This is a genomic window from Exiguobacterium sp. s143, assembly GCF_018618895.1.
Classification (GTDB): Bacteria; Bacillota; Bacilli; order Exiguobacteriales; family Exiguobacteriaceae; genus Exiguobacterium_A; species Exiguobacterium_A abrahamii.
In genome coordinates this window covers 90,783-114,240 of the sequence record NZ_JACSMX010000004.1, presented here as the reverse complement: position 1 = coordinate 114,240, position 23,458 = coordinate 90,783, and the positions used below count along the sequence as shown (strand labels likewise).

Below are 23,458 nucleotides of genomic sequence, written 5' to 3'. Positions count from 1 at the left end.
TTTCTCGATCGAGAAAGCGTCTTTTTATTAATCATTCGTCCGGATATGGCGTAACCCTTCTGCGAGCAAGGCGACCAATGTTCCGAGGACGAGACCGTTTGACATTAGGGTCGTCACGAGTGGCGGTAAATCGGCCGTTGCTCCTTTTGGTAGTAACAACGCACCGATGCCGACAAGGACCGGGAGACCGACCGTGATCATCGCCGTTTGACGATTCAAGTCGCGGGCTGCTTCCGTGACGCCGATGATCGCCATTCCGGCAACGATCGGTGCGACCATCGCATAACCGACAGCGACGGGGATTTTAGCGATCAATCCGACGAATGGTGTCACGATACTGAGGAAGAGACACGTGATGTTCGCATAGACGAACGCTTTGCGGTCCGTGTTATCTGTTGAAGCAATGAACCCAGCCGTTCCGGAAATGGCGACAGGACCCACCGTACCGAACAGACCAGCGAAGAGTTGTCCGATACCAGCCGTGATACCAGCTGTTCCGACTTGTCCTTTGACGGTTTCACCACGCTTGGCACTGATGATCCGTTCGATGACCTTGATGTTCGCTAAGACGTTCGTCATTAACAACAACGAGATGATGAGAGCTGTCGGTAATAAGCTCCAGTCGACATGAATACCGCCGAACGGCAATAAACTCGGTAAAGTGAACAGTGGACCATCGAAACTTGGCATCTCGGCACGACCGATCAATGCAAACATGCTCCAACCGACGAGTAGCGTGATTAATAAAGCGTACTGGCGTAAGCGATCACTTCGTTCTAAATAAAGCGAGATCAAGACCGTCAGAATCGAGATGACGGCAGGTAATACTTGAATTCGTCCATCCTCGATATTGAGCAATCCTTTCATGACGGATCCGGACAGTTGTGCCGACAGCAGTAGCATATAGACACCGATGACTTGCGGTGTAAAAAGAGGGACTAAGCGCCGTAATACACCCGTCATCGTCAAGACGATACAGATGATACCGCTGAGTAGAAGTAAGAATCCAAGCGACTGTAACGTGTTTGAATAACTGCCATACAATGTGACACCAATCGACGAATAAAGAGCAAATACACCCCACCAAATTCCAGCAGGACCTTCCATGATCGGTAGACGGTGTCCGAGCAGGACTTGAAAGAGACTTAAGATGGCAAATACGAATAGACAACGAGATAAGAAGGAAAGCGTCTCGGCACCCGAGAGTTCAAACGATGCTGCGATGGCAAGGGGCGGGGCAATGTTAGTACAGATGATGAATAAAAACCATTGAATCGTAGACACAAGGGTACGCGGCAAAACGTAAATCTCCTTTCGAAAAAACAATATTGGTTTCATCTTAAACCAATTCATGAAAAAGCGATAGGGATGCTTACAATGACTGAAAATTCTAATATTTGTTTTCATATGTGATTTAACACATAATATGGGGTATAACGGTAACGGGAGGGAATGAAATGAAAAAATGGAGTATAAGAATCATTGGAACGATTGCTGCGCTGTTGGCACTGCTCGTATTTGCATTCATGATCTGGGCGCAGTTCGATTATGATGCATCTCCCCAAGCGATATCTTACGTGGAGACAGCTACACCACGTGAAGTGACATTTGGAAAAAAGACGAGTGACGTTGGATTCATCTTTTATCAAGGGGCAAAAGTTGATGCAGCGGCCTACAGTTATTACGGCAAGCAACTAGCGAAAGACGGGCACTTCGTCGTCATCCCAAAGCTACCGTTTCGGATTGCGTTGCTTGACTCAAGCGAAGGACTCGATATCATCGAGGATTATCCCCAAGTAAAAAAATGGTATCTGATCGGGCATTCGCTCGGTGGAAGCGCAGCTTCGACGATCGTCGAACAACATCCGAAAATTAAGGGGATCGTTTTCCTCGCGTCCTATCCGATTGATTCGATTGATGTGCCCTCGTTGACGATTTATGGTGGACGAGATGGTGTCTTACCAGTCGCTGATATCGAAAAAAGTAAACAGGACGTTCGAAAAGATGCGGTATTCCATGAAATCAAGCAAGGGAACCATGCGAACTTTGGTATGTACGGTCGACAAAAAGGGGATAACAGCAGCCCATTAACGCCAAAAGAACAACAGGACGAGTCGTTAGATGAAATCAAACGATTTATCGATACACCTTAATCAATTCTCTTAGTGAATAAACGACTCATCAATCAAATGAAAAGGATGGAGAGATTCTGGCACTGGGTTCGGAATCTCTCCATCCTTATTTCTACTGAGTTATCGATTCAACTCAAGCGATGAGCGACTTCGTCGAGCGTTGGCAAAGCAGCCATCGCTCCTTTGACGGAAGCAGCAAGTCCGCCTGAAATCGCTGCGAATCGACCGATGTCGCGAAGTTCATCTTCAGACCAATCAAACGAAAAATCGCGTAACGCACACTGGTAGAGTAAACCGGACATGAAGGCATCTCCAGCTCCTGTCGTATCGATTGCGTCGACCGTAATCGCATCGATGACAGCCATCGCACGATCCGTATAGAGAATCGATCCTTCACTTCCTCGCGTGATGGCAAGAAGACGAATCGGATATTCAGCTAACAATTCAGCAGCCCCGTCATCAAGATTCGTTTGTCCAGTTAGAAACGTCAATTCTTCCTCAGCAAGTTTGACGATTTGTGCATCCGGTAGGACAGACCGGATCGTCGTCCGCGCTTCGTCAAGATTCGGCCATAGCGACTCTCGTAAGTTCGGATCGTAAGAGACTGGTACTTGGTGCGCTTTTGCACGTGCGATGGCTTTTCGTGTCGCGTTGACGGATTCTCCAGTAATCAAAGAGATCGAACCGATGTGTAATAAATCGACGGACGTGAAATCCTCCGGTACATGTGTTTCGTGGAATTGCATATCAGCGCGCTCCGCATTGATGAACTCGAACGACCGCTCTCCATCCTGACCGTTTGTAACGAGCACAAGTCCTGTTTTTTGCGTCGAATCGTGGACGAGATGATCGGTACGAACACCATAATGATGTAACGTATCTTTCAAGAAGTGTCCCATCGAATCATCACCGACAGCTCCAAGAAAATAACTATCAGCGCCTAATCGAGCGAGTCCGACAGAGACATTGGCAGGAGCACCTCCAGGATTTTTTTGAAACGTCATGTTTTCAGTATCAAGAGGAATCAAATCAATCAATGCTTCCCCTAAACTAAAGATTTTCATACGTAGAACTCCTTTCAAGATCCGGACGAATCCGTTCGATGTGTAAAGCCATATAGCCGATTTCTGATTCAGGTACACGTGTATCGAGTTCGACAGTCAACCAATTGCCCATTTGACTCGCACAGGCGTAAGCCTCGGCATAACGTGTTTTGACGGCAGATAAAATCACATCATCCATGTCGTGTAAGGTTTCTCCCTGTTCAATCCGGGCGAGGACCAATTTCATGTGCGTAAAGAAACGATAATACGTCATCGATGAGGTCTCGATCGTTTGTCCAAAAAAGACTTCGATCTGTTCGCGTAGTTCATTGAGTAACGTCACCGTCTGCAACGCAGTGGCCATATTCGGATGCGTTTGGCGTGCATTGTATAAGTGAAGCGCGATGTTCGCAGCTTCTTCTTTCGGTAGCGTGACCTGTAAGGCACGCTCAATCTCAAGAACTGCCCATTCTCCGATCGCATACTCCGGTCCATACAAAAGGCGAATCTCTTCTGCTAATCGATTATGCACGACGAGTTGTTCACGTGCTAATCGTACGGCATGAGCAAGGTGGTCCGTCAGACTGACATGAATATAGTCATGAAACGGCGTTTGAAGCTCACCTTCTGCATGTGAGATGATGCGTTCCGATAAATCAATGATCTCAAGTGGTGTCGTTGTCAGAATCTCTTTGAACTGTTCTGCATTTTCAAATGAAGGGATGAACATTTTTTCGATCTTCGTCGCTTGAATCGGATCTTTTTTCTTTTTTCCAAAAGCAATGCCTGGTCCCATGACGATGCGTTCCTGTCCATTTTCTTTGACGACAACAGCGTTGTTATTGAGGATCTTATGAATAATCAGCCTGACGTCCTCCTTTCTGGTCTTTTCTTTTATTATAAAGCGAACTTCAGTGCTTTGCGAACCGACAAATGCGACCACCGAGCCCGAGGACTCGGTTTGGTCGCATGAAGGATTAAGCAGCAACGTCCGTTTCTTTTTGTTTCCGTGCATCGAGACGCATCAAGACGACAGTCGAGATGAAAGCAGTGACGACTGCAATGGCGAATCCGACGAGATAGTTGATCAAGTTTGACGCACCGAGTGGCGCGACGATCGCAATCATCGGAATTCCAGTTAATCCATAAGCGTTCGCAGCGACTTGTGTCAAGACGACATAACCGCCACCGATCGCACCACCAATGGCACCACCGATGAATGGTTTTCCAAGACGTAAGTTGACACCGTAGATGACGGGTTCCGTGATTCCGAGAAATGCTGAGAACGCAGACGGTAGGGCGAGTGCTTTGAGTTTAACGTTCTTCGTCAAGAAGTAAACGGCAAGTCCGGCACCACCTTGAGCGACATTCGCCATCGACCAAATCGGTAAGAGGAAGTTCTTTCCGATACTCTTATCTGCAAGTAATCCTGCCTCAATCGCATGGAAGCTATGGTGCATCCCTGTGATGACGATTGTCGAATACAGTCCACCGAAGAGAAGACCGGCGACGACTGAGAACTGTTCATAGAAGAAGACGAGTACGAATGAAATGCCTTTTCCGAGTAACGTTCCGATCGGACCAATGACGATCAATGCTAGGAATCCAGTGACGAGAACCGTAACGAACGGTGTGACGAGTAAGTCAAGCGTTTCGGGTGTCCGTTTCCGGACTTGTTGTTCAATCTTTGCCATGACCCAAACGGTTAAGAGAACCGGGAAGACCGTTCCTTGATAACCAATCAACTCAATGTTCATTCCGAGGAACTTCATGACTTCCGGATCACTATTACCGAGCGTCCAAGGGTTTAAGAGGGACGGGTGTGTCATGATCCCCCCGATGACGGCACCGAGGTACGGGTTCGCACCGAATTCACGGGCTGCCGAGAAACCGATCAGGATCGGTAGGATGATGAAGGCAGAAGACGAGAACATATCCAGTAGTTGGACGATCGGTGAATCACCGTCAACCCAACCGAAGGCCTTGATCATACCGAGTAATCCCATCAAGAGACCGGCTGCGACGATTGCCGGAATGAGTGGAACGAAGACGTTCGAGAGCGAGCGGGCAAGACGGGCGAACGGATTTAATTTTTGCGATGCAGCCTTTTTAACGTCGAGTGGTTCTTCTCCATCGACCTTTACACCGGCAAGTGGTGCAAACGCAGCAAATACCTTGTTGACGGTACCGGTTCCAAAGATGATTTGGTATTGACCAGAACTTGAGAAGGCGCCGCTGACACCATCTAAGTCTTCAAGTGCTGCTTGATCGACCTTTGATTCATCATGCAAGACAAGACGTAAACGCGTCGCGCAATGAGCAGCAGTGATGATGTTCTCGCGTCCACCGACGAGTTCGAGCACACGTTTAGCAGTTTGTTGATAATCCATCGGAAAAGTCCTCCTTTTTCATGAAACGTGCTGAATGAGACAAAAAAAGGCAAGACCGAACAACACCTCTCCTAATGAGGTGTCATTTCGGTCTTGCCAGCCGTACTGTCACAATCCGCACTATTGATTTGATTTCATCTTAAAGGAGAAAAGAAAGCGTTGTCAATACTTAATGTTCATTTTTTTGAATCTGAATATCGACCTCAACACCGTAGTGATCGGAAACGACGGGACCGTGAATCCCATCGAATACGACCCCGACGCGTTCGACGTCAATTTTCCGATTCGATAAGACGAGATCGATCCGCAATCCTTGTTGATTGTCTTCCCATCCATCGATGTTGCCATTGATCGTCTCAATTCCGACCGTTTCCTTAGCTAGCAAGAAGACGTCGTGTAATCCCCGTTGCATCATATAGTCATAACCTGTATTTCGTTCTAAGGCATCGTTGTTGAAATCACCGAGGAAGAATGTCCATTCGAGTGGATCCATCCGGGCCATCAAATGATTGAATTGTTCCTGGAACGGTTCGACTTCATCTGCCCACCAGCCAAGATGGCATGTATTGAACGTAATCGGTGTACCGTCGACTTGGATCGTCGCACGGACGATTTTTCGCGATTTCCAATCGAATGTATCTTGACTGCGGCTGACATAATAACTGTCCGATTTTAAGATTGGGTGTTTCGTCAAAAGAGCGAGTCCTTCTTCATACTTATCATAGCCGATATGAGCAAAATCCCAGACGAGGGAGTAGGTTTGACCTTGTTCTTTTAACGCTTGCTGGATCAAATAGGCAAAGTTATCGTTGCGCACATCATCATAGACGATGGGTGTATCCATCAATTGACTCACTTCTTGCAGTGCGACGACATCATAATCTTGAGCGAGAATTTGTTGAACGATCTGGTTTAATTTTTCGAGTGGCTGTTCTTCCTGCCACGAATGACAGTTTAGTGTGAGTAGACGCATGAGTGGTCCTCCTGATTTTTCAAATAAGAAAGGTGAAACTCTTATAAAAGAGCTTCACCTTTAGGTAGTTCCCTAATCTCGCAGGTTTATGCGCCGATCCGGTCTTGGATATCTGATTTTAAGATATCGGCTTTTGGACCGTAGATGGCTTGCACGCCATTGTTCTTAAGGATCAGACCAAGTGCACCGTTTGCTTTCCAGTCTGCTTCTTTTGCAACAAGCGCTGGATCTTTGACAGTGACACGAAGACGCGTCATGCAGGCATCGACGTCCTCGATGTTTTGCTGTCCACCAAGCAAATCGATGATTTGTGAAGCTTGCGAACCGTCGGCAGGAGCTGATGTCGCAGCAGCCTCACCTGAAGCTTCAGTTGTAGATACGTTGATATCGTCAAGATAGTTCCCGTTACGACCTGGTGTCGCATAGTTGAACTTCTTGATGACGAAACGGAACGTGAAGAAGTTCAAGAAGAAGAAGAACACACAGACACCGATGAAACGAATTAAATCACCAATTAATCCAGCTTTTGCAATCAATGGAATCCGCGTCAAGAGTTCGATCGCACCGAATGCGTGAATCCGAAGATGCATGACATCTGCTAGTGCGAAAGCAACACCCGTGAGCACAGCATAGATGACGTAAAGAACAGGAGCGATGAACATGAACATGAATTCGATTGGCTCCGTGACACCTGTCAAGAAAACTGCAAGTCCAGCAGATAAGAAGACAGGTTTGTATGCTTTCTTCTTATCTTCATCAACTGACATGTACATTGCGACAGCGATACCGATCAATGAAGCAAGTGATGTGACGACTTGTCCTTCTTTAAAACGAGCAGGAACGACACTGTTGATTAAGTCATTGTATCCTTGTGTGTTACCGGCTTGTTTTAAATTAACAAGGTCAGTGATCCAAGCTAACCAAAGCGGATCTTGACCAGCAACCGTCGATCCTTGAGCAGCACCTGTCAGGATTTTGTACGTTCCACCGAGTTCCGTGTAGTTCATCGGGACAGTCAACATGTGATGAAGACCGAACGGAAGTAATAGACGCTCGAGTGTACCGTATACGAACGGTGCAATGATCGGTGCAGAATCACGTGAAGAGGCAATCCAGCGACCGAAGTCATTCAATAAGCCTTGAACGAACGGCCAAACGAGTGATAAGGCGAATGCTGCAACGACTGATCCACCAATGACGACGAATGGTACAAAACGTTTTCCGTTGAAGAATGCAAGCGCATCTGGCAATTTACTGAAGTTATAAAATTTATTAAAGAGAACGGCACCAAGGAAACCAGAGATGATTCCGACGAATACTCCCATGTTGAGAGCAGGTGCCCCTAAAACTGAAGTGAAATAATCTTTTACGATGAGCTCAGAACCAAGCAATGAATCGACCGTTGCTTTTGGGTCCGCGATCATGTCAGCGTTGACACCGAAGATAGCTCCTGTGACACGGTTGATCAAAATGAAGGCGAGTAACGCTGCGAACGCACCACCAGCACGTTCTTTTGCCCATGACCCACCAATCGCGACGGCGAATAAGACATGAAGGTTCGTAATGATAGCCCAACCTAAATCTTCAACGATTCGAGCAATCGTTTGCATTAACGCGATATCGCCTCCATACATGCCGATCAGTTTCCCGACCGAGATCATGATTCCTGCAGCAGGCATAACCGCGATGACGACCATCAAGGCTTTACCGAGTTTTTGCCAAAAATCGAACGAAATAGCATTTTTCAAGATCATTCACTCCTTTTGTATCTCTTTTTCTCTAATATGTGTGTAAGAACAGTGCAATAATGTAAGCGATTAATGCAACCGTTTGCATATAGAATTGTAAGCGATAACTTTTTAAAAAGCTAGTGTTTTACAAGAAAAATATTTGAAATTTTATTTTGATTAGAAATTGATAGTTCGGAAAGGTATTCAGATTTTAAAAAAGTGGGAATAAGACTACAGTGAACGTTGTTTAGTTTTAAAAGAAGAAAGGATGTTTGAAGCGGATGAAAGAAGGGATTCAACCGATCGGACAGTACGGACAGCGGATTCGTACATTACGAGAACGTCATCAGTTAGATCAAAATACATTAGCAGAGTTAACTGAGACGACACCTGAGATGATCCAGCGTATTGAAAGTAGCATTGCCCATCCCTCATTTTCAATGATTGAGCGACTGGCCCGTGTCTTACATGTCCCTTCGGATCACTTAATTCGGCATATCTGGCCACCTGAGGTCATCCGTCAGCATGATAGCCCGTCCTTGATCGACCTTCCATCTAGTTGATAAGCATCAAAAAAGAGGAACAAGGGGATTTCTTCTTGTAGATTGTAGACAAATGGGCTGACTCAAAAAATGACGCGTCTTTTCACGCCCTTTCCTCAGGCGAGACACAAGCCAGTTTTCCCGCTCTATTCGAGCAGAAAAACGGGTCTTGTTTGTCTCTGACAGCGCAAAATCGCGCTTTTTCCTGTAGGAGTGGCGTGTAACGCGTCATTTTTTTATATCGAAAGAACAATCAGAGAAGCGCTTTGTTCACTCGGCATCGATTCCTTGGGAAAAACAAGCAAGAGCGACCCTGCAGCGAAGTGAAGCGGCGCGATGCTTGTCCCAGGAAAACGATTCGAGACGAACAAAAAAGCGCAATCCTTCTCGTTAGAGAAAAATTGCACTTTGCCTTCAGTCTCAAAGGGATTTCCCCTTGTCCCTCTTTTAGTCGTCTTAACGATTATCGATCGTTTCAGGATAGAGATCGTGATTGAATAGACGATGCTCTGCCATTTGTTCGTATTTTGTACCAGGCTTCCCATAATTGTAGTACGGATCAATTGAAATTCCACCGCGTGGCGTGAATTTGCCCCATACTTCAAGGTAGCGGGGTTCCATCAATTTCACGAGATCCTTTCCGATAACGTTGATGCAGTTCTCATGAAAATCACCGTGGTTACGGAAGCTGAACAAGTACAACTTCAGTGATTTTGATTCGACGAGTTTTTCGTCCGGGATGTACGAGATGTAAATCGTCGCGAAGTCCGGTTGATTCGTGATCGGACAAAGACTCGTGAACTCTGGTGCATTGAATTTCACGAAGTAATCATTTTCTGGGTGACGATTCGGGAATGCCTCGAGAACTTCGGGTTGGTATTCAAAAATATATGGTACGGCTTTTTGGCCGAGTAACGATAAGTCGTTTAAATCTTCAGGTCGCATGAATCATTTCTCCTTAGACGCCACGATCGTTCGCGAAAACGAGGGCGTGTAGTTGTGGTAGGACGCGCGCATGATTGAAGCGTTCATCACGGGCGACGCGTTCCCAAAGTGTTTTTAAATCGTGTAGCATGCGTGGAGCGATCGTTCCTTCTTCATGCGGATCAGGATTACCGAGCGATAGATAAAGTGTCTTTAGCGCATATCGTTCTGAAATCATCGCTGCGAAGTCGAGGTCTTCCTCATTAAAGATGACGATTTTAACAGCACGCTGTTGTTCCGGTAAACGTTTAAAAAAGACATCCAAGCGATCGAAATCAATCTTCATCCCACTTGAAGGTGGTTTAGGACTAAGTGTGACGTCATCGATATCAAGCAACCAATTTTGCCAGTAGGAGCCTTGGGTTTCGACAGACATCGTGATATTTCGTTCTTTTAATGCCGCAACCAATGTGCCGATCGAAGCATGAAGTAACGGGTTCCCACCAGAAATCGTGACATGTCCGTAAGAGCCGAGTGCATCAAGGCGTTCTATGATCGTCTCTGCCGTCAAGAGTTCGGGTTTTTCAGAACCATCCCATGTGAAGGCGGAATCACACCACGAACAAGAGTAATCGCAACCACCGGTCCGGACGAACATCGTCTTTTGACCAATCGATCGTCCTTCTCCTTGAAATGTTGGTCCGAAAATCTCGAGAACCGGAATTTTTGGTGTTTTCGTTAAGGCACTCATGCTTCGTTCATCCACTCACGACGGACTTCAGCAAAAGCAGTCGGTGTCTCATAGAGCTTGACGAATTCGACACGGAGTCCACGCTCATCCGGAAGGTGTTGTCCGAGCGTCTCGAAAATCCAGGCTGCCATGTTTTCAGCTGTTGTATTCATGTATGGTAACGATTCATTCAGGTAGCGGTGATCCAACAGTGGTTCGAGATGTGTTTTGAAGATTTTTTTGAGGTCACCAAAATCGAGTGTCATACCGCGGTGATCCAGAAAACCGCTGATTCCCATATCGACATGGTACGTGTGACCGTGAAGGGCACGGCATTTTCCATCATAATCATATAGGTGGTGTGCTGCGTCGAACGTCAGTTTTTTTACGATCATAACGCGAGATTTCGTATAAATAAGCGAGTCGCCAGTCGGGCGCTCGACCGTTTCAGGTGCTTCGTAATTGAATGTCATGTGTGTTGAACCTCCTTGATGTATGCATCTAATCCATTTTTCCGTAATTCACAGGCTGGGCATTCGCCACAACCATCTCCAATGACGCCGTTGTAACACGTCAACGTGCGATTTCGAACAAAATCAAACGCACCGAGCGAATCGGCAAGCGCCCACGTCTCTTTTTTGTCGAGCCACATGAGTGGCGTGTGAAGTACGAATGGATAGTCCATCGCAAGGTTCAATGTCACGTTGAGTGACTTGATGAAGGCATCACGGCAGTCAGGGTAACCGGAAAAGTCCGTTTCACATACGCCAGTGACGATATGACGGATTCCGCGTCCTTTCGCAAGGACGGCTGCGAACGAGAGAAACAGGTGATTTCGTCCATCTACAAAAGTAGAAGGAAGACCATCTTCATTCGTCGTGATGGTTTGGCTGTGGTCAGTCAAGGCGTTACTCGTCAGTTGACTGAGAAGAGAGAGATCAAGCTCATGGTGTTTGACACCGAGCTCAGAGGCGATGTCGCGTGCGACTTCGAGTTCTTGTGCATGACGTTGTCCGTAATTAAACGTCACGACTTCGACTTCTTCGTATTGTTTCAGTGCCTGAAACAAACAAGTCGTTGAGTCTTGGCCGCCACTAAAGACGACAAGAGCACGTTCGTTTTTCATAATGTACACTTCCATTCCTAGTTTTTGTAACGGAGGAGGTTACGAACTCCGGAGACGTAGTCTCAACTATTCACACTAGCAGAAGCCATTGAAAAAGTCGACGTTTTCTGATGAAGACAAAAAAAGAGATGCGTATCGTCGATCGGACGGTACGCATCTCTTGCAAGAAGATTAAAGTGGATAGTGATAGTAGCGTTCTTTGACGAGTAGATCTCGAATGTTCGAATCTTCCGAGATGACTTTCATCAGACCACCTGTTTGTGAAGCATGCGCTTCGAGTGCTTTGATCTTTTGATCCGTATAGGCACTGACATCATGAATGAACGTTCCTTCCCCGAGCTCTTCTTTCGTATTGTTCGCGAAAGCGACCGCAAGAAACTCTGGGCGATCAGCAGGATCCATCATCCGAAGGGCATGAACGACGGCGCGAGCTGTCGCTTCATGATCGGGATGGACCGCGTAACCCGGATAGAACGAAATCAAACGAGTTGGTCGTGTCTGTTGAATCAAGGCAAGAATACGGTCAGCAAGTGCTGCTTCATCCTCGAATTCAACGGTCTTATCACGAAGTCCCCACATTTGGAGATCCGAAATCTTCATTTTTGCAGCAGCATCAATCAACTCGCGTTTACGAATCGTTGCGAGCTGTTCCCGGTTCGTAAAGACAGGACGTCCCATGTTACGTCCCATCTCACCAAGTGTCAGACAAGCGTAAGTGACAGGACCACGGTTTTCAGCGTGTTCGATGATCGTACCGGCAGAACTGAAAGCTTCGTCATCCGGGTGAGGGAAGACGACGAGTAAATGATCTTCGTGTGTCATGCGTCTACCTCCTCTGCACCTTGAGCGAATGGTGTCGGGCTAAGTTCAAAAGCAATCGCAAGACGTCCTTCGATATCGTGACCGGCAATCAACAATTGATCCCCAGCAAATTCGAAGTCAGTCAATCCTTCACCGTATAACCAGCCGTGCGCAAGTTTCAAACCGATCCGGTAAGGTCCGTTTCCTGTGATCAGACCACGTTCGTAAGTGATTTCCGCATTACGGAAAAACATCCCTGCGCTATGGAAAGTTGGATCTTGGTGCGTCGCGTAGGCACCGTTCGTCGTCTCGACGTGTACATATAACGGTGTATTCGCATGTTCGTCGATATAACGCTGTATTTCTTGTAAATCAATGGCTTGCATAAACTTTTCTCCTCTCCTATACAGAAAGAAGTCCGCGGATATCGCGGACTTCTTAAGCGGATCAAGACTGGACTGTACGATGTGCAGCGTGGTCAGTTGGTCCGACGTATTCATTCAAACGGAATGAATGACGAATCGCGGAAGTGATGAAAGATTTTGCTGTACGGACAGCAGCTTCTACCGATGCACCTTTTGCGAGTTCGGCCGTGATTGCTGCAGAGTACGTGCAGCCAGCACCGTGCGTGTACGGTGTCTCGATTCGTTCGTCCTCAATCAGGATAAACTCTTTTCCGTCATAAAGCACGTCAACTGCTTGTGGATGGTCAATCTTGCTGCCACCTTTGACAAGAACGTATTGCGCACCTTTTTCATGAATCCGCGCTGCTGCAAGTTTCATCTCGTCGATCGTTGCTGGTGTTTTACCAAGACCCGACAGTTGTCCGGCTTCGAAGACGTTCGGTGTGACTACCGTCGCAAGTGGTGTCAAGACATCACGAAGTGCGTTTGCTGTATCAGGGTTCAGCACTTCGTCTTCGCCTTTACAGACCATGACAGGATCGATGACGACGTTTTGAACGCCGGATGATTTGATTTTCTCAGCTACGGCTTCAATGATTTCGACAGTCGGGAGCATACCCGTCTTCATCGCATCAACACCAATACCTCCAAGGACCGTGTGGATTTGTGTCCGGACGAGTTCTGTGTCGATTGGGTAAACCGCATGGTGCCAAGAGTGATCAGGGTCTTGGGCGACGATGACCGTCAAAGCATTCATTCCATAGACACCAAGTTCTTGGAATGTTTTCAAATCAGCTTGAATACCAGCTCCACCGCTCGTGTCGGAACCAGCAATCGTTAAGGCTTTACGTTTTGTCATGGGGCATTCCTCCTAAAGAAATAGACAATCCTTCTTGTTCTTCATCATAGCGAATTATGGGAAAAACAACAACTATCGACGCTTCTGACGTACACAAAACCCCACCTCTTTTGAGTAGGCGGGGCAAGTACTTATTTAATGAATAAGAAGTCAAGAATATAGTAGATCAAGGCAGCGAAAGCCATTGAAATCGGCAATGTGATGACCCATGTAATGAGCATGCGTTGTGCTGTTCCCCACTTTACACCTTTCTTACGGTGTGATGTACCTACACCCAAGATGGCAGAAGAGATGACGTGTGTCGTCGAAACCGGAAGATGAATCGCTGTCGCTCCAAAGATGATTGCTGCTGATGTTAAGTCAGCTGCAACCCCGTTGACCGGACGGATTTTCATGATTTGACCACCAACGGTCTTGATGATCCGCCATCCACCGACAGATGTTCCGAGACCCATTGCGATCGCACATGAGAGTTTAACCCAAGTCGCAACTTCGTGATCCGTTTGATAACCAGATGAGATCAAAGCAAGCGTGATGATCCCCATCGCTTTTTGTGCGTCGTTCGTACCGTGTGTATACGACTGCAAAGCAGCGGTTGCAATTTGAACATGACGGAAGCGACGATTCGTCTTCGCCAAGTTTCCTTTTTTGAAGATGATTTTAAAGATTGCATAAACGATGAAACCGAGTGTGAATGCGAGTACTGGTGAAATGAGCAAGGCTTGAACGATTTTCAAGAAGCCTTTTGCTTCGATTCCTCCGAATCCAACAGAGGCAACAGCAGCACCAGCAATCGAACCGATCAGTGTATGCGAAGAACTTGACGGAATACCGAAGTACCAAGTCAAAAGGTTCCAGGCAATGGCTGAAATCAAGGCAGCGATGACGACGTAGCTACCATGTTCAAGTGTTGACGGGTCAACGATGTCACCAGAGATCGTTTTTGCGACTCCAGTGAACGTGATTGCACCTAGGAAGTTCATCGATGCAGCCAAGATGATGGCATGACGTGGTTTCAAAGCACGAGTCGACACCGAAGTCGCGATCGAGTTCGCTGTATCGTGGAAACCGTTGATGAAGTCGAAGCTAAGTGCGAGAATCACGATTATGGCGGTGATGATAAACAGGCTATCCATCTCGTTAGCTCCTCACTTAAGCGTTTTTCATGATGATCGTTTCAATGACGTTAGCTGCATCTTGGCAGTAGTCCGCGATTGATTCGAGCGATTCATAGATTTCTTTATATTGGATGATTTTAATTGGATCTGTTTCTGTTGCGAACAATGCTTTGATCGATTTACGGCGTAGGTTGTCACAAATCGTCTCTTGTTCTTTGATTTTGATGACGTGTTCACGCATCGGTTGCAATTTACGTGCAACAAGAAGATCCATTGACATCGCGAGTTCTGTGACAGCGATGTTGATTTCATCGACAAACTTGATCATGTGCTCGTCTGCTTGAACGATATTGTAGATTTCGAAGATCGCTGAACATTCTTCAAAACCGTCTAAGACGTCATCAAGTGCGTTAGCAAGTGCGAGTAAGTCTTCACGGTCGATCGGCGTGATGAACGCATTGTTCAAGTCGATGATCAACTGGTGCATCAAATCGTCCCCAGCTGTTTCGAAGTCTTTTACTTTATGTGCAAATTCTTTTACATCCGCGATGCCGTTGATTTTAAAGTCAACGAAGAATTGCGAAGTCGTTTTTAAGTGTCCTGCGATTTCGGATAATTTCACTGCGAATGGATCTTGTTTTTTACTAAACATTTCTTCTGCCTCCATATTAAGAACAAGAATAGAATAGTGAAGTAACTTCACGAGTTCGATTGTAGCAGACGGTATTGTAAAAGAATACATTTATGAAGCGTCTTTACGAAATCTTAATAAATCTTAATATGAAGGTGATTGTAGATTTAATAAATTGTCTGACAATGGTAAAAGCGAAGTGTACTTGATTGAAATGAGTTGGATTATGTTGTAATTGCAAGAGATTGTCTTGTGATTGTAAGAATAAAAGCGCATCAGAAGTGGGAAAAGAGGATATGGCGCATGAAAATCGAATGATATGATTAAGTCTGCGTAATCAGGTAAAAGAGGAGGATTTTATTATGCTCGTACAAAGTTTATGTATTCCGAAGCATCAATGTGTCACGATTTCCGAGACAGCGACGATTCGTGAAGCACTCGACACACTTGAAAAAACCGGATACCGCTGTGTCCCGGTCCTTGACCAATCAGGACAGGACTTCAAGGGCAACATCTATAAGATGCACATCTATCGGCATGGGATGAATGGTGGCAGCTTAGACGACAACGTCATGTCGCTGATTAAGAATACATCCAAATACATCTATACAGGAAGTAATTTCTTTGAAGTCTTCTTCTCGATCAAGGAATTACCGTATATCGCGGTCTTAAATGACGATGGTCATTTCTTCGGTATTCTACCTCACGGAAAAATGCTTGAAATGCTTGAAGAAGCGTGGAACCGTGATTCTGGAAGTTACGTCCTGACTGTAGCCCTTAGTGAACAAAAAGGGGCACTTGAGAAGATCTCGAAGATCGTCAACAAATATTCAACGGTCGCGAGTCTGATGACACTCGATGCGAAGAGTAGCGTCATGCGTCGTGTATTGATTACATTACCGACGGATTGTGACGAGAAGACGAAGAAAAAAATCGTCAAGAAACTTGACGATAAGGGACTTCGAGTCGTTGCTGTCGAAGATTTAGCCGTTCGTGTATAATGGACCCGCACAAGACCAGTTCATGACTGGTCTTTTTTTGAGGGAAAGGAAGGATAGATGATGAAACTATTAATAGTAGGAGCCGGTGCGATGAGTGAGGCACTCGTTCAAGGATGGGTCGCTTCTGGATTTGCACGAGAAGATATCACGATGACGAATCGGAGTGGCGGGATACGCTTGACAGAAGTCGCAGCACGACACGGTGTTCAGACGGTCGAGCAGGAAGATGTCTCCTTATACGATATCGTCATGCTGGGCATGCAACCCGATGGTGTACTCAACTATGTAGCGAATCAACAATGGACGAATCAGACGATCGTTTCGATTGCTGCACATATTACACCATATGAAATCGAACAGTTGGCAAAACGTCCGACAGTTGCTGCCATGCCAAATACCCCAGTCGCACACCGTTTAGGAATGACTGGACTATGGTTCGGCTCACGCGTGAATGAAGAGATCCGAAGTGTAGTCGAGGCATTATTTGGACGTGTCGGAGAAATTGCGGAAGCAAATGAATCGACGATGCCTGCATTCATGGCGGCAGCTGGATGTAGTCCTGCTTTCTTCTATGAAATCGTAGCTGGCATGGTGCCGGTTTTGACGGATGCTGGTTTTGAAGAAGAAAATGCACGCCGAATCGTTGCTCAAGCGATGAAAGGTTCGGCTGAAATTCTCATGCGCTCCGACGCAAGTACGGATCGTCTGATTGCTGATGTTGCGGCACCTGGTGGACCAACGGATCGTGGCGTCCAAGTGCTACGGGAGCATCACTTATTCGATACGATGCAAGCGGCACTACGAGAGAGTGCACGCGAAGCAGACGAATAATGGATTCAAAAGAGGCTGACTCAAAAAGAATGACGCGTCTTTTCATGTCCTTATCGTAGAGACTGACATTTGAGTCAGTCTTTTTTTTCGTTCACGAAAGTTTCACGTGAAACATAAACAAAGCGATTGCATCTTGAAATAAGAATTCGTACACTGTAAAAAGAAACCGTCCAGACGGTACAGTAAATATGAGGGAAGGGGGAGACTATTGGCCAGTGCAAAAGCGCAAGAGACACGGCGTCGGATTCTTGAAGCAACGACGACGATCATTTTGCAACAAGGATTCACCCAATTGACGCTTGAAGAAGTAGCGAAACAAGCGAATGTCTCAAAAGGTGGACTATTGTATCATTTCGCTTCGAAAGAAGCTTTATTAATGGGGGTCATCGAGGCGCAAGAAGCACGACAATTTGAACTATATGAACAGCATCAGTTGACGATGGGACCGATGGAAGCGTTCGTGACGTTGCAAATCCAGCAACAAGAGGAGTTCCATCTCGACATGGATGCGCTTCTTTACTTGTTGTCCTTGTTAAAGGATCATGCGACGTTCGTCGAGGAACGAAAGCGACAAGCGGAGCAGTTCTTTCGCCAACTGACAGAACAGATGGATCCGGTTGAAGTATTGTCGATTCGCTTTACATTAGACGGTTTGAAATTGTCGGAGCATTTTCAGTTCGGCGCACCGTCTCCAGATGTGCGACAACGATTAATTCAGCAATTAATAGAACGTGCACGACGACTAGATAAACAAATTGAAGAGTGAGGGAGAACCATACGATGAAAAAGATCATCCAGTTTTCGGTGAACAATAAGTTTGCCCTCTGGCTCATGACGATCATCATCACGGTTGCCGGTATTTATGCGGGAACATCGATGAAGCTCGAGACATTGCCAGACATCACGACACCGACCGTGTCGGTGACGACGATTTATCCAGGTGCTACACCAGAACAAGTTCTAGATGAAGTCAGTCGAGAACTTGAAAGTAAGGTCGAAAATTTATCAGGAGTCGATACTGTACGTTCGACGTCCTTCCAAAATGCATCGAACCTACAAATCGACTATAACTTCAGTACGGATATGGAAGAAGCCGAGCAAAAAGTAAAAGAAGCTCTTTCAAACGTCGAATTACCGGAAGGTGTTCAGGAACCACAAGTATCACGGATTTCCTTTGATGCATTCCCGGTCATCGGTTTTGCCGTTTCGGATAAGGAACGTTCCCTGTCTGAGTTGACGAAACTCGTTGAAAACGAACTTCAACCGAAGCTTGAAGGAATTGAAGGAGCGCAGACGGTTCAAGTCGCGGGTCAAGAGATTCGCCGGATCGAAATTCGTTTCGATGAGAAAAAACTCGAACGTTACGGTCTAACCGAAGAGAATGCGAAACAATTGATTCAAGCTAATGATTCACGTTTAGCGCTTGGCTTGTACGAGTTAGGAGATAAAGAACAAGCGGTCGTATTAGATGGAAAAGCAACGACGGTCAAGGAATTAAAAGATCTTCGTCTTCCCTATACACCACCAGCATCGAATACTCCTGAAGCAGGACAAGCAGGACAAGCAGGACAAGCAGGACAAGCAGGACAAGCAGGACAAGCAGGACAAGCAGGACAAGCAGGACAAGCAGGACAAGCTCCATCGTCAGCTCCTGCGGCATCTCAAACGACACCAGCGACAGGTGCGGCGTCAAGTCAGGCAACACAGACGGCGCCAACGCAAGTACCAACTGTCACGTTGTCGCAAGTCGCGACGATTGAAGATAAAGGAATCGAGGAATCGATCTCGCGTTCGAATGGTGAACGATCGATCGGTGTTCAAGTGACGAAGTCGCAAGATGCGAATACGGTCGATGTCGTCAATGCAGTGAAGCAGACGATCAAAGACTTTGAAAAAGAAAACGGTTCGGTCAAGGCATCTGTGACACTTGATCAAGGAAAACCAATTGAGGAATCCGTTTCGACGATGATCAGTAAAGCATTGATTGGTGCGTTATTTGCAATCGTCATCATATTGCTGTTCTTGCGAAACATCAAATCAACGATCATCGCTGTTATTTCGATTCCGTTATCGCTTCTAATGGCAATTCTTGTGCTGAAGCAGATGGATATTTCCTTGAATATCATGACACTCGGAGCCATGACGGTCGCGATTGGTCGAGTCGTTGATGATTCCATCGTCGTCATCGAAAATATTTATCGCCGTTTAACGGATCCGACGGAAAAATTAAAAGGAAAAGAACTGATCATCAGTGCAACACGAGAGGTCTTCATTCCAATCGCTTCGTCGACAGTCGTTACGATCGCTGTCTTCTTGCCACTCGGATTCGTTACGGGATTCGTTGGTGAGCTCTTCTTACCATTCGCTTTGACAGTCGTCTTTGCACTGTTCGCGTCCTTGATCGTTGCGGTTACGGTCGTTCCGATGTTCGCGGATTCGCTCTTTAAGCGTGGTAAAGCACCAAAACCGGAAAAAGAAGAGGGCGGAAAGTTGGCGAATGGGTATCGCCGTATGCTGAATTGGTCTCTCAACCATAAACTCATCGTCTTTGGTCTTTCAGTCTTGCTTTTGATCGGTAGTTTTGCTCTCGTACCAACGATTGGTGTCAACTTCTTGAATCAAGAAGGAGAAAAGACACTCTACGTCACGTACAATCCAAAACCAGGTCAAACGTTGGATGATTCGTTAAAAGCAGCTGATCAAGCAGAAGATTATTTCAACAAACAAAAAAATATCGATAATCTTCAGTTTACCGTCGGTGGAGAAAATCCATTGAATCCAGGGAATACGAAACAAGGGGTCTTCATCGTCCAATACGATCCAGACACGGAAGATTTCGCAGATGTTAAACAGACAGCCATCAAACAGCTGAATGCTGACATTCCGACAGGAGAATGGAAAGAGCAAGACTTTAGTGGTGGCGCAGCTTCGTCAGGCGTCTCGTACTCGATCTTTGCGAATAATATTGAAGATTTAGAAGCAGTAACACCGAAATTCGTTGATGCGATCGAAGGTGAATCGAAGTATGTTCGAAAAGTAACGACAGATTTAAAAGAAGCGTATACGCAATATACGTTCGAAGTCGATCAGCAAAAAGCGGCTGAATTCGGCGTTTCAACAGCACAACTTGCGCAAGGCATTGCTAATGTCCAAGGAGAAGAAAAACCACTTTCTACTATTAAGATAGATGGGAAGGAACTCGATGTCATCGTTCCAAACGAACAAACGACATACGATTCCGTTCAAGATTTGGAAGAGACGGATGTCGTGACACCGCTTGGCGTTCGCAAATTGTCCGATTTCGTTGAAGTGAAGAAAGGAACGACTCCTGATTCGCTCAACGAACGTGATGGAAAACTCGTCGCTACCGTTACAGCAGAACTAAAAACGGATAAAGCAACAGAGGCTTCTCAAGCGATTGAAAAGTCCGTTAAAAACATTGATCGTCCGACAGGCGTCTCGTATGAGCAAGGTGGAGTCACAGAGCAGATCCAAGAGTCGTTCACACAGCTTGGTCTAGCAATGGCAGCAGCTGTAGCGATCGTCTATCTTGTCCTCGTCATTACGTTTGGAGGAGCATTGACACCACTCGTCATCTTGTTCTCACTTCCATTCGCAATCATCGGTGGACTGGTTGCCCTGTTGATTACAGGAGAGACGATTTCTGTATCATCCTTGATTGGTGCTTTGATGTTGATCGGAATCGTCGTGACGAATGCGATCGTCTTGATCGACCGTGTCATTCATAAAGAAGCGGAAGGGTTACCGACGCGTGAAGCACTACTCGATGCAGCAGGTACACGTTTACGTCCAATCTTGATGACGGCGCTTGCGACGATTGGCGCACTTGCACCACTTGCGCTTGGACTCGAAGGTGGCGCATTGATTTCAAAAGGGTTAGGTGTGACGGTCATCGGTGGACTGACAAGTTCGACGTTGTTGACACTCCTTATCGTGCCGATCGTCTATGAATTCTTAGCACGTTTCCGTAAAAAGAAGTCAATTGATTCTTGAAAAAATGATTAAGTAACTCAAACTGACAGGTATGTAGAAATGGCTATCCTAAGCCGTTCTACAACCTGTTTTTTTATTTTGTTACAAAAGTATTACGAAAAAGAATCCGCGTTAAAGAACTGTAACATGATGAAAATCTGGAACATGATAGGATAAATACAGAAATTATCTGACAATTCAGACGTACAATACATTCATACATAAGAGGAGAATGAATCGATGAAAGCTGTCACTCGTGTTTTGTTAACCTTAACGTTACTCATCAGTAGTTGGACACTCGTCCCAGCATCAACGCAAGCTGCAACAAGTAAAAAAGTAGTGGTGTCAGTGGATGTGCTGAATATTCGTGCAAAAGCTGCTGTATCCAGTAAACGAGTCGGGCAATTGAAACTTGGACAAGCTGTAACCGTCGTAGGTCAGGTCAAAGAATGGTATCAAATCCGTCATCAAGGAAAATCAGCATACATCGCCTCTACATACACGAAAGCATACAACGCTAAAGCGACGAAAGGTCTTAGTAAAACAGGATCAACGATCGTCTCGGTAGCAGAAGGTCTCAAAGGACGTCCTTATGTTTTTGGTGCGACAGGTCCTGTTAGCTTTGATTGCTCTGGATTTACACGTTACGTCTATCAAGCACTAGGAAAATCACTCCCACGTACGGCAGCGGCTCAATACTCAGCAACAAAACGTACGGCACCTGGCGCTGGGGATCTCGTCTTCTTTACACATGGAAGTGGAATTCAACACGTTGGAATCGCTGTCGATGGCGGTACGATGATCAATGCGAACTCGTATTATGGAAGAGTCGTCAAAGAATCGTTCCGTGGCGGCTACTGGGGATCACGGTATGTAGCGGCAGGAACTCTGTAAACGAAATGAAGCGACGAATTCAAATCGATGAACTCGTCGCTTTTTTATATGGATTCAGGTATGAGGAAGAACGGTCGTTCCAGCAATGAACGCCGAAGGTACTTCGATTTGTGGACGAGCAACGAGATCTTCGCGAACGGTTAATTGAAAAGCATGTCGCCCGATCGTAGCATAAGGGATCGCAATCGTCGTCATTGCTAAGACTTCAGCAAGTTCACTTCCATCAAAACCAATGACAGACAGGTCTCCAGGAACCTGATAGCCTTGTTTTCGGAGTTCCAAGATCAGACCTGCTGCCACGTGATCACTTGCGGTCAAGATAGCGGTCGGTCGTTGTTTTTGTTGCATCCAGCGTCTTGCGACGGTCGCACCGTCTTCAATCGTCAAGGTCTGTTCATAGACGAATTCGTCACGTACGACCTCTTGATACGCATGTTTACGCGCCAAGCTATTCGTACTATCTGGTCGCCCAAGACAGATGCCGATGCTCGTATGCCCTTGTTGTCGCAGATGTGCAAGTCCTTGTTGAAAGGCCGTATAGTGATCGATATAGACGGCAGCGACATCTTCATGATGTTCACAAAAGACGATCGGGCCATAACGTTCATACGATAAAATCGCTGATAAGGGAAGACTGTGCGACACGACGATGAGTGCGTCGATTTCCTGTTGCGCCAGCGCATCCAGTGCCAGTTGCTCATGCGTTTCCACATAATTCGTTTGCCACGTCAAGAACCGATAGCTCGCGTCAAAGGCGGCTTGCGCGATGCCTTGAAGAATGGCAGCGTGATATGGATGATCAACGAACGGAAGCATGACTCCGACCGTTTTTGTCATACCCGTCGATAGATGGACAGCAGTCTGATTACGGATATATCCGAGTTTTTCGATAGCTTCTCGAACAGCTTGTCGCTTCTCGTTCGCAACGTAAGGATGATCATTTAGTACACGTGAGACTGTCGTAACGGACACGTTGGCTTCACGTGCCAAGTCTCGGATGTTCGTCATCGCGCATCCCTCCTGGATTACATCTTACGAGATAATCGTCGTTCAAGTCGGCGCCAATCCTGTCGAGAGACGGGAGCCGAGAATGGAGCTGTCTGCTCAGCCAGTTCATTGATCTTTGAGAGCAGTCTCGTTTTTTCTTGAGGAGACAAATCAGGGTATTGATCAACCAACGTGTGCTGACACAAATAATAACCTGCTGGTGTATGCAATTGTTCGATGGCCCACTCAAAAGCAACATTTCGTTTAAACAGCTGGATTAATCGTGTATGGATCGACATGATGATTACCTCCTTTTTAGTGTATATCAAGACGATAGGCTATGAAACGC

At 46.2% G+C, this 23,458-nt stretch carries 24 protein-coding genes; 7 read left to right on the top strand and 17 right to left on the bottom strand.

Annotation, left to right across the window (positions count from 1 at the left end; genetic code table 11):
* Nucleotides 1-27 precede the first annotated feature (27 nt).
* Nucleotides 28-1,284, bottom strand: a complete 1,257-nt coding sequence (locus KNQ03_RS13525) for a purine/pyrimidine permease (RefSeq protein ID WP_231681714.1) — start codon at nucleotides 1,282-1,284, stop codon at nucleotides 28-30.
* Nucleotides 1,285-1,457: 173 nt separating this feature from the next.
* Here KNQ03_RS13525 and KNQ03_RS13520 point away from each other — a divergent pair, with 173 nt between their 5' ends.
* Complete coding sequence (locus tag KNQ03_RS13520) at nucleotides 1,458-2,153, top strand: alpha/beta hydrolase (RefSeq protein ID WP_023469733.1); 696 nt, start codon at nucleotides 1,458-1,460, stop codon at nucleotides 2,151-2,153.
* 107 nt (nucleotides 2,154-2,260) lie between these two features.
* Here KNQ03_RS13520 and KNQ03_RS13515 read toward each other — a convergent pair whose 3' ends face one another.
* The 5 genes from KNQ03_RS13515 to KNQ03_RS13495 form a co-directional block, all read right to left on the bottom strand.
* Nucleotides 2,261-3,196: a carbohydrate kinase family protein gene (locus KNQ03_RS13515; protein WP_214725133.1), complete on the bottom strand. Its 936-nt coding sequence runs from the start codon at nucleotides 3,194-3,196 to the stop codon at nucleotides 2,261-2,263.
* The gene (locus KNQ03_RS13510) at nucleotides 3,183-4,025 is read right to left on the bottom strand and encodes a PRD domain-containing protein (protein WP_231681717.1); all 843 of its coding nucleotides are present in this window, start codon (nucleotides 4,023-4,025) and stop codon (nucleotides 3,183-3,185) included. The genes KNQ03_RS13515 and KNQ03_RS13510 overlap by 14 nt, the downstream gene beginning before the upstream one ends.
* A gap of 127 nt (nucleotides 4,026-4,152) precedes the next feature.
* Nucleotides 4,153-5,565 (bottom strand): sucrose-specific PTS transporter subunit IIBC, encoded by a 1,413-nt coding sequence (locus KNQ03_RS13505; RefSeq protein ID WP_023469730.1) that lies wholly within the window; start codon nucleotides 5,563-5,565, stop codon nucleotides 4,153-4,155.
* Between the two features lie 169 nt (nucleotides 5,566-5,734).
* Entirely contained in the window at nucleotides 5,735-6,538 is an 804-nt protein-coding gene (locus KNQ03_RS13500) for an endonuclease/exonuclease/phosphatase family protein (protein WP_023469729.1), read from the bottom strand.
* Nucleotides 6,539-6,624: 86 nt separating this feature from the next.
* On the bottom strand, nucleotides 6,625-8,292 hold the full coding sequence (locus KNQ03_RS13495; protein ID WP_023469728.1) for a PTS transporter subunit IIBC: 1,668 nt from the start codon (nucleotides 8,290-8,292) through the stop codon (nucleotides 6,625-6,627).
* Nucleotides 8,293-8,549: 257 nt separating this feature from the next.
* Here KNQ03_RS13495 and KNQ03_RS13490 point away from each other — a divergent pair, with 257 nt between their 5' ends.
* On the top strand, nucleotides 8,550-8,831 hold the full coding sequence (locus KNQ03_RS13490; RefSeq protein ID WP_023469727.1) for a helix-turn-helix domain-containing protein: 282 nt from the start codon (nucleotides 8,550-8,552) through the stop codon (nucleotides 8,829-8,831).
* Between the two features lie 435 nt (nucleotides 8,832-9,266).
* On the opposite strand, the gene queF is transcribed toward KNQ03_RS13490, so the two are convergent.
* The 9 genes from queF to KNQ03_RS13445 form a co-directional block, all read right to left on the bottom strand.
* Nucleotides 9,267-9,755: a preQ(1) synthase gene (gene queF, locus KNQ03_RS13485; RefSeq protein WP_023469726.1), complete on the bottom strand. Its 489-nt coding sequence runs from the start codon at nucleotides 9,753-9,755 to the stop codon at nucleotides 9,267-9,269.
* A gap of 13 nt (nucleotides 9,756-9,768) precedes the next feature.
* Nucleotides 9,769-10,485, bottom strand: coding sequence for a 7-carboxy-7-deazaguanine synthase QueE (gene queE / locus KNQ03_RS13480; RefSeq protein ID WP_023469725.1), 717 nt, complete (start codon nucleotides 10,483-10,485; stop codon nucleotides 9,769-9,771).
* A complete protein-coding gene (queD, locus tag KNQ03_RS13475; RefSeq protein WP_023469724.1) occupies nucleotides 10,482-10,937 on the bottom strand; it encodes a 6-carboxytetrahydropterin synthase QueD in 456 nt (151 codons plus the stop codon). Before queD ends, queE begins: the two co-directional genes overlap by 4 nt.
* Nucleotides 10,934-11,590 (bottom strand): 7-cyano-7-deazaguanine synthase QueC, encoded by a 657-nt coding sequence (gene queC, locus KNQ03_RS13470; RefSeq protein WP_023469723.1) that lies wholly within the window; start codon nucleotides 11,588-11,590, stop codon nucleotides 10,934-10,936. The genes queD and queC overlap by 4 nt, the downstream gene beginning before the upstream one ends.
* Nucleotides 11,591-11,761: 171 nt before the next feature.
* On the bottom strand, nucleotides 11,762-12,412 hold the full coding sequence (bshB2, locus tag KNQ03_RS13465) for a bacillithiol biosynthesis deacetylase BshB2 (protein ID WP_214725130.1): 651 nt from the start codon (nucleotides 12,410-12,412) through the stop codon (nucleotides 11,762-11,764).
* Nucleotides 12,409-12,777 carry a YojF family protein gene (locus KNQ03_RS13460; RefSeq protein ID WP_029342921.1) on the bottom strand — a complete coding sequence of 123 codons (369 nt, stop codon included), beginning with the start codon at nucleotides 12,775-12,777 and terminating at the stop codon, nucleotides 12,409-12,411. The genes bshB2 and KNQ03_RS13460 overlap by 4 nt, the downstream gene beginning before the upstream one ends.
* A 61-nt stretch (nucleotides 12,778-12,838) precedes the next feature.
* Nucleotides 12,839-13,654, bottom strand: coding sequence for a pyridoxine/pyridoxal/pyridoxamine kinase (pdxK, locus tag KNQ03_RS13455; RefSeq protein WP_023469720.1), 816 nt, complete (start codon nucleotides 13,652-13,654; stop codon nucleotides 12,839-12,841).
* A 131-nt stretch (nucleotides 13,655-13,785) separates the two neighbouring features.
* Complete coding sequence (locus KNQ03_RS13450; protein ID WP_214725128.1) at nucleotides 13,786-14,790, bottom strand: inorganic phosphate transporter; 1,005 nt, start codon at nucleotides 14,788-14,790, stop codon at nucleotides 13,786-13,788.
* 16 nt (nucleotides 14,791-14,806) lie between these two features.
* Nucleotides 14,807-15,424: a DUF47 domain-containing protein gene (locus tag KNQ03_RS13445; RefSeq protein WP_023469718.1), complete on the bottom strand. Its 618-nt coding sequence runs from the start codon at nucleotides 15,422-15,424 to the stop codon at nucleotides 14,807-14,809.
* Between the two features lie 341 nt (nucleotides 15,425-15,765).
* On the opposite strand from KNQ03_RS13445, the gene cbpA reads away from it, so the two are divergent.
* The 5 genes from cbpA to KNQ03_RS13420 all read left to right on the top strand — a co-directional run bounded on the left by cbpA (nucleotide 15,766) and on the right by KNQ03_RS13420 (nucleotide 22,122).
* Nucleotides 15,766-16,404, top strand: a complete 639-nt coding sequence (gene cbpA, locus KNQ03_RS13440) for a cyclic di-AMP binding protein CbpA (RefSeq protein ID WP_149428015.1) — start codon at nucleotides 15,766-15,768, stop codon at nucleotides 16,402-16,404.
* Between the two features lie 57 nt (nucleotides 16,405-16,461).
* Complete coding sequence (locus KNQ03_RS13435) at nucleotides 16,462-17,235, top strand: pyrroline-5-carboxylate reductase family protein (protein WP_251140316.1); 774 nt, start codon at nucleotides 16,462-16,464, stop codon at nucleotides 17,233-17,235.
* A gap of 208 nt (nucleotides 17,236-17,443) precedes the next feature.
* Nucleotides 17,444-18,001, top strand: coding sequence for a TetR/AcrR family transcriptional regulator (locus KNQ03_RS13430; RefSeq protein ID WP_087681646.1), 558 nt, complete (start codon nucleotides 17,444-17,446; stop codon nucleotides 17,999-18,001).
* A 14-nt stretch (nucleotides 18,002-18,015) separates the two neighbouring features.
* Complete coding sequence (locus tag KNQ03_RS13425) at nucleotides 18,016-21,249, top strand: efflux RND transporter permease subunit (RefSeq protein ID WP_214725126.1); 3,234 nt, start codon at nucleotides 18,016-18,018, stop codon at nucleotides 21,247-21,249.
* Nucleotides 21,250-21,468: 219 nt separating this feature from the next.
* Nucleotides 21,469-22,122, top strand: a complete 654-nt coding sequence (locus KNQ03_RS13420) for a C40 family peptidase (RefSeq protein WP_050678422.1) — start codon at nucleotides 21,469-21,471, stop codon at nucleotides 22,120-22,122.
* 54 nt (nucleotides 22,123-22,176) lie between these two features.
* On the opposite strand, the gene KNQ03_RS13415 is transcribed toward KNQ03_RS13420, so the two are convergent.
* Complete coding sequence (locus tag KNQ03_RS13415; RefSeq protein ID WP_064300693.1) at nucleotides 22,177-23,130, bottom strand: LacI family DNA-binding transcriptional regulator; 954 nt, start codon at nucleotides 23,128-23,130, stop codon at nucleotides 22,177-22,179.
* Between the two features lie 17 nt (nucleotides 23,131-23,147).
* The gene (locus KNQ03_RS13410; protein ID WP_029342914.1) at nucleotides 23,148-23,408 is read right to left on the bottom strand and encodes a hypothetical protein; all 261 of its coding nucleotides are present in this window, start codon (nucleotides 23,406-23,408) and stop codon (nucleotides 23,148-23,150) included.
* Nucleotides 23,409-23,458 lie beyond the last annotated feature (50 nt).